Here is an 11,359-nt window from a genome sequence, read left to right as displayed (position 1 = left end):
GAGGTCGAGGTTGGCAAACCTATAGCGTTCAGCAAGTAGAGGAACGAAAAATATCGTCAGCACAAGGAATATAGCTACTGGCTCCACATGCCAGTCTTTCCGGCCTAGAAACGGGTAGAGTATCCCAAGCAGCAGAAGGGCCAAAAACAGCATCGGCCATGGCCCCAGGTGAGGAAGCGCCGTGCCTGCCATCAGTGTTTCGGCGGCCAGTGCCTGCAGCAGAACGCCCGGCACAAATCCGAAGCGCGCTGTTGCATATCTGTCGCCCATCTCGATCGCCGTCGCGCCGACGATGACCCGCTTTCCCTCGAAGTCGGCCGCATCGAATCGGCCTTCTACAATGTCGACGAAACTGTAGGCCGGGATCGTGTCGATCTCGATGGAATGGTCGAGATCGAAAACAGATGTCACAGCGCCGTTGGCATTAGCGAGCAAGGCGCCAATGGAGGGGCGCGGCACGCCGCCGGTTATGGCACCGAAGGGATATCTGTTTACCTGGCCATCCTTGCCCGGATGCACGTTTACCGATCCAAGGAATGCCTGTTCGCGCAAAATCTCTATCGGCAGGTTCTCGAGTTCGGCAGTCTGATCCGCGCTGCTGGCGGGTTGGCGGAATGTGGGCAGAACGACTTTGCCCCGTGCCCGCGCCAATGCGCTCGCCAAGGCGGCGTCCTCGGCATCTGTAGAGCGTGATGAGAAATCTATGTCGAACACGATCTGTTGGACTCCGGCTTCATTCAGCCGGTCAACCAGTTGGGCATGATAGCTGCGCGGCCAGGGCCACTTGTCGAGGCTCTTGAGAGACTTGGCATCGATCTCGACAAGATGGATTCTTCCGCTCGCTGGCTTCGAATTTATAGTGTCGCGGATTTCGCCAAAAGCGCGTTCTAACGGTCCGTCGCCGTCAAACATAGCCAGCGAGGCGGATAGCCCGATCGCAGCCGCAACGGTCGCGAACCGATGAATGCGGGTTGAGTAAACGCGTTCAGACCCGTCTTTGGCCTTGTTTGGCTTGCCCAGCATGAAGATCACAGTCCTGACAGCTATCTGATGGCCGCCAGATGTCCGGGGCGCGAAACACGAGCCTATCCGCGAACGATTGATTCTTGGCTAACCGGGCCGAACAATTGCGGAGTATTCGCACTGGCGTCATTGCCGCCTGCGCCAAGGCCGGAGCCTGGAACAAGAGGTGCGCCGCCTGTGCGCAAGCCAAGGCCGGGGACTAGAACGGCAGGTGCTCCGCCATTGACATTGCCGTTGCCATTGCCTGTCGAGGCGGCGGCCCGGAGCAGCAGATCAATTGTCTGCGGTCCGCCAACCAATCCACCGGTTACGGCAGAGATACTGACGGCACTACCCGTGATCGGCGCGTTGATCTGGCCCGGGAAGCCGGACTGATTGCCATTCGCAAGCAGGCTTAGACCGCTTGCGCTCACGGCGCCCGAACTCGTTGATCCGTTGTTGGCGGCGTTCGCGGGGAATGCAAACAAGGAGACCGCAAAGACGGAGGCCAACGCAAGCCGCTGCGAAGAGATTAAATAGCGCATGATTCAGGCCCAGACTTGGTTCAGCATCATTTTACCAACCAGGAGTAGGCAAAACTGTCTAAAAATCAGTGAACTTGGCTGAGTAATTGAATTAACCAGGAGGCAGCTCTTCTGGGGTTCTGCTGTGGCCGGGTGCTGGCGTCAGGAGTGTCTGGTGGAGCCGTCACCGCGACGCCGGCTTCCCGGATGCTGAAATCCTCAGACATATCCGCACGACCGGCAGGCTGGGTGTTGTGATGACGGCGGCGTTCAGGGTCTGGGGGCTCCTGCTTTACCCGGACGCAGTTGTGCACGCCAAAGGTAACCTGACCTTCTTCCCCGCGCTTACGCAGATCACGTCTGTCTTCTGCCTGATGGCGCTCAGATCGGCGGCGCTCTCCCTTGCAACCCTTGCACCAATGCCATTCTTTGCCTTTTTCATGCTGGCAGATGGCGCCCGGATGGTCCCCGAAGCTTTGAGGCTTGCCCCGGCCGCGGCGGGAATGATCAGCATTCTTTACCGCCACAATCGTACCTTCCCGAAATTGATCCGTTCAAAGCGCATCCTCCTTCAGCGTCAGGAAGGGACCCGGAAGCTCAGCGATTTTGCGCTGGATGATTTTGGAGCGGTATCTACAAGCCTCACTTACCTTCAGTCCTGTGGCTTCAGTTGCGTCAAGACTGACCGTATACTGATCAAGCGTCTCGAAACAGCACCGAAAGCACACGGCCCCGTGTCCGTCGGGGTGCAGATGGCAAAGGGGCTGGACGTTCGCGTCGTCGCCGAAGGCGTTGAGACCGAGCAAACGGCGCAAGTCCTCAAGGCCGCGGGCTGCAACGAACTGCAAGGCTGCTATTTTGGCCGCCCGGAAAGCTTGTCAAATGCAAGACTTGGGGCGGCGGCGGCAGAAACTGCCACAGTCGCAGCCTGAACGGCGCTCAGACGGTCGGCCGGACACGCGGGCCGGCGCCGCGCCCCGTGCGCCATCCAGGGTGCGTTCAGAGCTTCCAGACGACCCCGCGGCGCTGCGAAACGCTTTCAAGGTCAGTCGTTGTCTCGATGTTGTATTCGGCGACGGGCGCCGCACCGCCTTCAGGCGCGTAGGCGCGCCCGGGATCGCCGGCATAGACGTCCACGCCCTGGGCCGCAGCGCTGCCGAGCCAGTTGAGAAATCGCTCAGCCATCTGCTTCTGGTAAAAGATGTCGCCCGCGAGGATCACATCCACATCGGGCGGCGGCGCCTCAAGAAGGTTGCCGCTGAGCCAACCAATCTCCACGCCGTTTGCGCTGGCATTCAGCGCGACAGCCGCCTCGCACAGTGGGTCTATGTCATTGGCCAGCACCTGCGCCGCGCCGGCGCTTGCCGCCGCGACGGCGATCATCCCGCTGCCGGCTGCAATATCCAGCACGCGTTTGCCGCGCGCGAGACCGGGGCGCGCGAGGATCAGCCGCGCGACGGCCTGTCCGCCTGCCCAGGGAAACGCCCAGAACGGGGGATCGAGCCCCGCCTGTTCGAGCTCCGCTTCGGTCGCCGACCAGATCGGCGTGATCTCGTCGGCCTGCCAAAGCCGCATCGGAACCTGCGTACCGCTACCCGCGAGGTTCAGCCCCGCAACGGGTGCCAGCCGCGTATTCGCCCGGATGAAGGCCTTCATCTCCTCAAGGTCGCGCGGCAGTTTCAGGGGAGGGGTCCTCTCCGGCAGGTGCCCACCTCCTCTAGTCGCTGCAGGAGCGTTTTGGCCAGCTGAACGGGCAGGTTAGTTTTGCGCACCCGTAATACGGTTGCGCTCGCTCCCTGTTCGGGCTTGTGTGGCAAAATTGTCAACGGCGTTCAGGGCCCTGCATGCTCGCACCGATCCTCGAGAGCTCGACCTTCCAGATCGGCTTCGTGCTGGTTCTCGTAGGATTCGTGTTTTTCGGCTTCATCCGGGAGAAAATCCCGGCGGATGTTGTCGCGCTGCTTGCCATGGGCGCACTGATGCTGACGGGGATCCTCACCGTCGGGGATACTCTTTCCGTCTTCTCGAACGCTGCGCCGATTACCGTTGGTGCGATGTTCATCCTGTCGGCGGCGCTGGAGCGGACCGGCGTGATCGACTGGGTGGGACGCAAGGTTGCGAGTATCGCGCAGAAGGGCTCGCCGACACTGGCGGTCATCCTTCTGATGGCCTCAGTGGTCGTGCTGTCGGCCTTCATCAACAATACGCCCGTTGTGATCATTCTCATTCCGGTTGCCATCCGGCTGGGCCGTACCATCGGAGTATCGCCATCGAAGCTGCTGATCCCGCTCTCGTTTGCGGCGATCTTTGGCGGCACAACGACACTGATCGGTACGTCTACCAATATCCTTGTCGATGGTGTGGCCCAGCGCGAGGGTATGGCGGCGTTCGGCATGTTCGAAATTACGCTGGCAGGCCTTATGTTCGCCGGTGTCGGCATTCTTTACACGGCGATCCTCGGACCTTTCCTGCTGCCCAACCGCGAATCCCTGACCTCGCTGCTGCCGGACCAGAAAGAGCGCCGCTTCGTGGCGCAGATCCTGATACCGCTCAACTCCGATCTGATCGGCAAGACCGTCGCTGAGACAGGGTTCACCGTCGAAAAGGGTTTTACCGTCATCGACGTGTTCCGTGAGGGCTTGTCGCTGCGCAACAACCTGAAGGCCATCGTGCTGAAAGCGGGCGACCGTATAGTGCTTCGGTCGCCGGTCTCGGAAATGCTTACGCTCAAGGAAGCCGGTAACGTTGCGCTGGGGGCGCAGGCGAACTCGTCCACGTCCTTCGAGCCGGTGCAGACCACTGAAACCGTCGTCATGGAAGGCGTGATCGGCCCGCAATCGCGGCTGATCGGCCGCCGGCTTGCCGGTCTCGGCCTTGCGCGCCTGTATGGTGTCTACGTGCTCGCCATCCATCGCCGCGGCGAGAACATGGCGCGCCAGATTGACGAGCTGCGCTTCGAGGTTGGCGACACGGTCCTTATCGAAGGCCCGCCTGCCGGGATGCGGCAGATGTTTGAGGACGGCGTCCTGAACAACCTCACCGAAAGCACCGAACGCGCCATCCGCCGCGACAAGGCGCCCATCGCCATCGGCGCCGTGTTGCTGGTCATGGGCCTCGCTGCCATTGAGCTGATGCCGATTGCCGGCCTCGCGCTAATCGCCGCGACGGCTGTGGTCGCGTTCGGCTGCCTCGATCACCAGGAGGCCTACCAGTCGATTCAGTGGGACATCCTGATGCTGATCTTCGGCATGCTGGCCCTCGGTATCGCGCTGGAGAAAACGGGAGCCGCTGACCTCCTTGTCGGGTTCCTGGGCATGGTATCGGGCGGGTTTGGCCCGCTGATCCTGCTCATCATCGTCTATGCGTTCACCTCGATCGTGACCGAGATCATGAGCAACAATGCAGCGGCGATCCTGATCACGCCGCTGGCCATCGGCCTCGCCCAGGAAACCGGTATTGATCCGCGACCATTTGTTGTGGCCGTGATGTTTGCCGCAAGCGCCAGCTTCGCCACGCCCATCGGCTACCAGACCAACACGCTCGTTTACCGGGCGGGCGGTTACAAGTTCATGGATTTCGTGAAGTTCGGGTCGCCCCTGAACTGGATCTTTCTGGCGGTCGCCGCCTTCGTGATTCCGATCTTCTGGCCTCTGGTACCAGTCGCCGCTTAAGGGTTTGCCGGATTTTCGGGCAGCCTTTGTGGCGCTTTGCCTGAGTATGGGGCAGGGTTGCGTCGACTGTGCCTCGCAGGCGAAGCCCGTTGAGCGCCAATGAATCCCGCGTAAGGTGGCCCGTATGGGAGAAACTCCGGCATTTTTCAATGAGATGGACGGGGGCGGCGAACGCCCGCGCGCGCCCTATGCGCGGTATGGCGAATGGTTCGCGGGCGAGCCGCCCGAGCGCCTGCGCCGAAAGGCGCGGGAGGCGGAAAGCTTCTTCCGGCGCACCGGCATCACCTTCAACGTCTATGGCGCCGCCGATGCCGACGAGCGGCTGATCCCGTTCGACATCGTGCCCCGCATCATCTCGGCAAAGGAATGGTCGAAGCTGACCCGAGGGATCGAGCAGCGCGTGCGCGCGATCAACGCCTTCCTGCACGACATCTACCACCGCCAGGAAATCCTCCGCGCCGGCCGATTCCCCGTCGAGCTGATCGAGAACAACGACGCCTTCCTGCCCAAGATGCTCGGTGTCTCGCCGCCCGGCGGGGTCTTCACCCATATCGTTGGTGTGGACCTCGTGCGCACCAGCGAGAACGAATTCTTCGTGCTGGAGGACAATGCCCGCACGCCTTCCGGCGTTTCCTACATGCTGGAAAACCGCGAGACGATGCTGCAGATGTTCCCGGAACTATTCACAAAAATCCGTGTACGGCCGGTTTCTGATTATCCGAAGATGCTGCGCCGCTCGCTCTCCGCTTGCGCACCGCCCGCCTGCAATGGCCGCCCGGTCGTGGCGGTACTGACGCCTGGGATCCACAACTCCGCCTATTACGAGCACGCATTCCTCGCAGACCAGATGGGCGCCGAACTGGTCGAGGGCCATGACCTGCGCGTCGTTGATGGCCGGATCGCCATGCGCACCACTCTTGGTTACACGCCCATCGACGTGCTCTATCGCCGCGTCGATGACGATTACCTTGACCCGCTGAACTTCCGTCCGGACTCCTTCCTTGGCGTGCCCGGCATTCTCGATGTCTACCGATCTGGTGGCATCACCATCGCCAATGCGCCGGGCACCGGCATCGCTGACGACAAGGCGATCTACTCTTATATGCCGGACATCGTGCAGTTCTACACGGGCGAGAAACCGATCCTGAAAAACGTGCCGACCTGGCGCTGTTCGGAGGCATCGTCTCTTTCCTATGTGCTTGATCACCTCTCCGAGCTTGTGGTCAAGGAAGTGCATGGCTCCGGCGGCTATGGCATGCTGGTCGGCCCTGCCGCCTCGAAGAAGGAACTCGAGGCCTTCCGCGCCAAGCTCGTCGCCAAGCCCGCCAATTACATCGCGCAGCCTACGCTCGCGCTATCGACCGTGCCGATCCTCACCCGCGCTGGCCTTGCGCCGCGCCATGTCGACCTTCGCCCCTTCGTCCTGATGTCGCCGGACGGCATCCGGATCACACCGGGCGGACTGACCCGCGTGGCGCTGAAGAAAGGTTCGCTGGTGGTAAACTCCAGCCAGGGCGGCGGCACCAAAGACACCTGGGTTCTGGAGGACTAGGCCGATGCTGGGCAAGACCGCAGGCGGCCTGTTCTGGATGTACCGTTACCTCGAGCGGGCAGAAAACACTGCGCGCCTCGCGGATGCGGGTTTCCGCATCGCGATGACCCGCTCGGACCATGCCGAGGATGAGTGGGCCTCGATCATCGACACAGCCTCTGCCCGCAAGGCCTTCGTCGAGGCGGGCGGCAAGTTCGATGGTCCGAGTGTCATCAACTTCCTGCTGCGCGATCCGGCTAATCCGTCGAGTGTTATCTCGGTCATCGAAGGCGCACGCAACAATGCCCGTCTCGTGCGCACGGCGCTGACGCGGGAAGTCTGGGAAGCCGTCAACGAAACCTGGATCACATTGAAATCGACGCTCGCGCGGCCAGTGCGCGAAACCGACCTGCCGGACGTGCTGACCCTCATCCGGAACCAGAGCGCCCTTGTGCGCGGCGCGACGGTCGGCACGATGCTGCGCAACGACATCTACAACTTCGCGCGGGTTGGCACATTCATCGAGCGGGCCGACAACATCGCCCGTATCCTCGACGTGAAATACTATGTCCTGCTGCCGTCTGTGCAACTCGTCGGCTCGACATTGGATAATGTGCAGTGGGAGACCATCCTGCGCGCGGCCTCGGCCGAGCGGTCTTTCCGCTGGCTCTACGGCGGCGAAACGCGTCCGCTGACGATTGCCGACTTCCTGATCCTGGACCGGCGCATGCCGCGCTCGCTTCTCTATTGCATGCGCAAGATCGCCGGTAACCTGGGCCATCTGTGTTCGGACTATTCTGTCCGCCGCCCCAGCCTGGACCATGTTCTCGGCCTGCGAGACGAACTCGAAGACCTTACAATCGACCAGATCATGGAGCGCGGCCTGCACGAATTCCTGACGCGCTTCATCCAGTCCAATAACGCCCTCGCCGGACACGTCGAGGAAGATTTCCGCTTCAACCGGTGAGGCAGGCCCGATGCGTCTGAAGATCAACCACAGCGCTCGTTACCGCTACACAGCGCCCGTCTCTTATGGCTTGCTGCAGCTTCGCCAGACGCCGAAGTCGCGCGCCGGCCAGCAGGTGCTGAGCTGGAAACACCATATCGAAGGCGGGCGAATAGAGGCGGAGTACGAAGATCACAATGCCAACTGGGTGCAGCTGATCAGTCTCGATACAGGCGCAGAGGCACTGACCATTTCCACTGATGGTGAGGTCGAGGTGGAAGACCGCGCCGGGGTGATCGGCACGCATGGCGGGTTCACGCCGCTCTGGCTTTTCAAGCGCTCGACCTTGCTCACCCGCCCGGGCCCGCTGCTGCGACGGATTGCCAAATCGGCGCCCGATGCGTCGGCCGGGGATCTGGCGCGCCTTCACGCAATTGCCGGACTGGTACGAGATGCGATTCACTACGAGCCTGGCTGGACGGATGCCGATTCCAAGGCCGAAGAGGCGCTGGAAGCCGGGCACGGCGTCTGCCAGGACCACGCGCACGTCTTCATCGCGGCGGCGCGCCTGCTGGGGTATCCGGCGCGCTATGCCGGCGGCTACCTGATGATGAACGACCGTATCCAGCAGGATGCCGGCCATGCCTGGGCGGAGGTGCATGTCTCCGGCCTCGGCTGGGTCGGGTTTGACATTTCCAACGCTATTTCGCCGGACAGCCGCTATGTTCGCGTGGCGACAGGCCTTGACTACAGGGAGGCCGCGCCCGTTTCTGGAATGCGGTTCGGCGCCGCGAGCGAATCGCTCGATGTGTCGATACAGGTGCAGCAACAATAAGAAATTCACCTCACGGTCCTTCGGAACATGACTTACTGCGTCGGTCTCAAGCTCAATCGCGGCCTGGCCTTTATGTCGGACACCCGCACCAATGCAGGCGTCGACAATGTGTCCCGCTTCCGCAAGCTGTTCACCTGGCAGACGCCGGGCGAGCGCGTACTGGTGTTGATGACGGCGGGAAACCTCGCCACCACGCAATCGGTAATCAGCATCCTTGAGGAGCGCACCAAGGCGCCATCGGAACGCCGCCCGTCGATCCTCGAAATGCCGACAATGTTCCAGATCGCGCGGTATGTGGGCGAGACCCTGCGCGACGTCATCCAGTCCAATTCGCCCACCGGCCAGAAGGCCGACTCCGCCTTCAATTCCACAATCATCCTGGGCGGACAGGTGAAAGGCATGGAGCCGCGCCTGTTCCTGATCTACCCTGAGGGCAACTTCATCGAGGCCAGCGATGACACGCCTTTCTTCCAGATCGGCGAAACCAAGTATGGCCGGCCGATCCTCGTGCGGGCCTACAATCGGGCCATGAGCTTCGAGGACGCGGCCAAGTTGCTGATGGTGTCCTTTGACTCAACCATCAAGGCAAACCTCTCGGTCGGTCTGCCGCTGGACCTCCAGGTGGTTGAAAAGGATGCCCTCCGGCTCGGCCTGTCCAAGCGGATCGAGGGGGAAGACCCCTATTATCAGACGATCTCCAACGGCTGGGGCGAAGCCCTCAAGAGGGCGTTCGATTCGCTGCCAGGGTTCTCGTTCTAGCCCTGCCTGGGGCGTGGCCATGCGCGATTTGCCTTGAACGGGGCCAGCATTTGGCTAGGTTCCTGCCCTCTGGGGGCCGAGGCATTGCGCGCGGCACAAACATAAACAATCAGGATTTAACCGAATGATCTTCGATCGGGTAAAATCGCTCGACGCGATTCTTGCAACTGCCGAAAAGAAAGCCCTGCATCGCTCGCTCGGGCCTATCCAGCTCATCTTGTTTGGGGTCGGCTGTATCATCGGAACCGGCATTTTCGTGTTGACTGCAGTTGGTGCGCAGAAGGCCGGGCCTGGGCTGATGGTTTCTTTCCTGATCGCAGGTGGTGTCTGCGTGGTTGCAGCGCTTTGCTATGCTGAGATTGCCTCCATGCTGCCCGTTGCGGGTTCAGCATACACTTACACCTACACAGCACTGGGCGAAATGCTTGCCTGGACGGTCGGCTGGGCGCTCGTGCTTGAGTATGCCGTGGCAGCAAGTGCCGTTTCCGTTGGCTGGTCCGGCTATTTTGTCGGTACGCTGAATGAACTCACGGGTATACAATTGCCGGCCTTCCTGGCGGCGGGGCCGGCGTTTCTTGGCGGCGCGCCGGATGGTATGGTGAACCTGCCAGCTGTGGTCATCGCCTTGCTCATCACCTGGCTGCTGATGATTGGCACGGCAGCATCCGCACGCGTCAACGCCGTCCTCGTTGCCATCAAGATTATCACGCTGACTGTGTTTCTTGTGCTGACCCTGCCAGCGGTGGAAATGCAGAACTTTAACCCCTTCCTGCCCGCAGGCGTTTTTGGCGGCTTTGGTTCCGGAGTTGGCGTAGTGGGCGCAGCCGCAACCATCTTCTTTGCATATGTCGGGTTTGATGCGGTTTCGACTGCTGCCGAGGAAACCAAGAACCCGCAGCGCAATGTCCCGATCGGCCTGATCGGATCGCTACTTGTCTGCACACTATTCTATATCCTTGTTGCTGCCGGTGCGATCGGTTCAATCGGCGGGCAGCCCATTCTCGGGCCGGATGGCATTCCGTTTCCGGCCGGTTCGGAACAACTCGCCCGCCAATGCGCGATGCCTGAATACTCGCAGATGCTAGTATGTTCGAATGAGGCACTCGCCCATGTGCTGCGCCAGATCGGGTTTAGTGGTGTTGGCAATCTCCTCGGCATTGCAGTCTTCGTTTCCATGCCTTCTGTCATCCTGATCCTGCTTTTCGGCCAGACCCGGATATTCTTTGTGATGTCGCGTGACGGCTTGCTGCCAGAAGGACTGTCCAAGGTGCACCCGAAATGGAAGACGCCTTATGTCGTCACCGCGATCACTGGCGGTGTAGTCGCGTTTGCGGCTGCGATCCTGCCCGTTGGTCAGCTTGCTGATATTGCGAATGCCGGCACGCTCTACGCGTTCTTCATGGTCGGCATCGTGGTCATGATACTCAGGCGGACAGATCCGGCACGCCACCGTACCTTCCGGACGCCATTGCTCTGGTTTGTCGGGCCTGCAACTTTGCTTGGTTGTCTGTTCCTGTTCCTGAACCTTCCAGCGGCTGCAATGCTTGTGCTGCCTGCATGGACAGCAATCGGCCTTGCGATCTACTTCCTCTACAGCCGCAATCACAGCCATGTCGGCCGCGGTCTTATTGAGGTACACGAACTCGATCCTGACGCGCCGCCTCAACCAGTCCCGCCGATCCGGGACTGAGGCAAATCGTTCCTGAAATCAGGGGCCGGGGCGCTTATTCCGCGCTTCGGCCTTCTTGCCTGCTGAACACGATGGCCGCATTGCCGAACGGCGCGCGGTAGCGCTCCAGCCGCTCGGCGGAGATTGTCCGCAGGCCTGCGACAGGCTCCAGTACGACAAACATGTCGCCCTCGTGCCCGGCTACCAGAAGGTAGTGGTTCAGCATTTGCTGGTTTGTTTTCTCTGAAAGCCAGGCTGTGCGCGAGGTTATGAACTCAGAGGGAAATCCGAGCAGCGGCACGTTAATGCCCGGGAGCTGCCAGGTTTGTACGTAGACGGATGGGACTTCGACTGGCACCAGCACAGGGCGCCCCGCTTCCAGTTCTGCCAGCAGTCCCTTCGCGGGCATGCGCACTGCGCTC

The 11,359-nt window shown here is 61.2% G+C and carries 10 protein-coding genes; 7 read left to right on the top strand and 3 right to left on the bottom strand.

The window, feature by feature from the left end; genetic code table 11:
• The coding region (locus tag WEA77_RS14720; RefSeq protein ID WP_368068630.1) for a CHASE2 domain-containing protein at positions 1-1,023 on the bottom strand (1,023 nt) is incomplete at its 3' end.
• 943 nt (positions 1,024-1,966) lie between these two features.
• On the opposite strand from WEA77_RS14720, the gene WEA77_RS14715 reads away from it, so the two are divergent.
• Positions 1,967-2,458 carry an EAL domain-containing protein gene (locus tag WEA77_RS14715; RefSeq protein ID WP_368068629.1) on the top strand — a complete coding sequence of 164 codons (492 nt, stop codon included), beginning with the start codon at positions 1,967-1,969 and terminating at the stop codon, positions 2,456-2,458.
• A gap of 67 nt (positions 2,459-2,525) precedes the next feature.
• Here WEA77_RS14715 and WEA77_RS14710 read toward each other — a convergent pair whose 3' ends face one another.
• Positions 2,526-3,182 carry a methyltransferase gene (locus WEA77_RS14710; RefSeq protein WP_368068628.1) on the bottom strand — a complete coding sequence of 219 codons (657 nt, stop codon included), beginning with the start codon at positions 3,180-3,182 and terminating at the stop codon, positions 2,526-2,528.
• Positions 3,183-3,370: 188 nt separating this feature from the next.
• Here WEA77_RS14710 and WEA77_RS14705 point away from each other — a divergent pair, with 188 nt between their 5' ends.
• The 6 genes from WEA77_RS14705 (at position 3,371) to WEA77_RS14680 (ending at position 10,958) form a co-directional block, all read left to right on the top strand.
• Positions 3,371-5,197, top strand: coding sequence for an SLC13 family permease (locus tag WEA77_RS14705; protein ID WP_368068627.1), 1,827 nt, complete (start codon positions 3,371-3,373; stop codon positions 5,195-5,197).
• 124 nt (positions 5,198-5,321) lie between these two features.
• Complete coding sequence (locus WEA77_RS14700; RefSeq protein WP_368068626.1) at positions 5,322-6,749, top strand: circularly permuted type 2 ATP-grasp protein; 1,428 nt, start codon at positions 5,322-5,324, stop codon at positions 6,747-6,749.
• Positions 6,750-6,753: 4 nt separating this feature from the next.
• A complete protein-coding gene (locus WEA77_RS14695; protein WP_368068625.1) occupies positions 6,754-7,695 on the top strand; it encodes an alpha-E domain-containing protein in 942 nt (313 codons plus the stop codon).
• Positions 7,696-7,705: 10 nt separating this feature from the next.
• Complete coding sequence (locus WEA77_RS14690) at positions 7,706-8,509, top strand: transglutaminase domain-containing protein (protein WP_368068624.1); 804 nt, start codon at positions 7,706-7,708, stop codon at positions 8,507-8,509.
• A 27-nt stretch (positions 8,510-8,536) separates the two neighbouring features.
• On the top strand, positions 8,537-9,268 hold the full coding sequence (locus tag WEA77_RS14685; protein WP_368068623.1) for a peptidase: 732 nt from the start codon (positions 8,537-8,539) through the stop codon (positions 9,266-9,268).
• A 124-nt stretch (positions 9,269-9,392) separates the two neighbouring features.
• Positions 9,393-10,958: an amino acid permease gene (locus WEA77_RS14680; protein WP_368068622.1), complete on the top strand. Its 1,566-nt coding sequence runs from the start codon at positions 9,393-9,395 to the stop codon at positions 10,956-10,958.
• Between the two features lie 34 nt (positions 10,959-10,992).
• Here the strand turns inward: WEA77_RS14680 and WEA77_RS14675 are convergent.
• Positions 10,993-11,359, bottom strand: a 367-nt coding sequence (locus tag WEA77_RS14675; RefSeq protein ID WP_368068621.1) for a hypothetical protein, incomplete at its 5' end; no start/stop codon positions are given.

It is taken from the genome of Hyphomonas sp., from assembly GCF_040882205.1.
Taxonomy (GTDB): Bacteria; Pseudomonadota; Alphaproteobacteria; order Caulobacterales; family Hyphomonadaceae; genus Hyphomonas.
The sequence above is the reverse complement of the archived record's forward strand: the minus strand, read 5'-3'. Positions and strand labels throughout refer to the sequence as shown.

What these genes read in the sequence shown, in the direction of transcription:
- WEA77_RS14705 (WP_368068627.1), top strand. Translation starts at nt 3,371, where the DNA reads ATGCTCGCACCGATCCTCGAGAGCTCGACCTTCCAGATCGGCTTCGTG.
- WEA77_RS14685 (WP_368068623.1), top strand. Translation starts at nt 8,537, where the DNA reads ATGACTTACTGCGTCGGTCTCAAGCTCAATCGCGGCCTGGCCTTTATG.
- WEA77_RS14715 (WP_368068629.1), top strand. Translation starts at nt 1,967, where the DNA reads ATGCTGGCAGATGGCGCCCGGATGGTCCCCGAAGCTTTGAGGCTTGCC.
- WEA77_RS14700 (WP_368068626.1), top strand. Translation starts at nt 5,322, where the DNA reads ATGGGAGAAACTCCGGCATTTTTCAATGAGATGGACGGGGGCGGCGAA.
- WEA77_RS14695 (WP_368068625.1), top strand. Translation starts at nt 6,754, where the DNA reads ATGCTGGGCAAGACCGCAGGCGGCCTGTTCTGGATGTACCGTTACCTC.
- WEA77_RS14710 (WP_368068628.1), bottom strand. Translation starts at nt 3,182, where the DNA reads ATGAAGGCCTTCATCCGGGCGAATACGCGGCTGGCACCCGTTGCGGGG.
- WEA77_RS14690 (WP_368068624.1), top strand. Translation starts at nt 7,706, where the DNA reads ATGCGTCTGAAGATCAACCACAGCGCTCGTTACCGCTACACAGCGCCC.
- WEA77_RS14680 (WP_368068622.1), top strand. Translation starts at nt 9,393, where the DNA reads ATGATCTTCGATCGGGTAAAATCGCTCGACGCGATTCTTGCAACTGCC.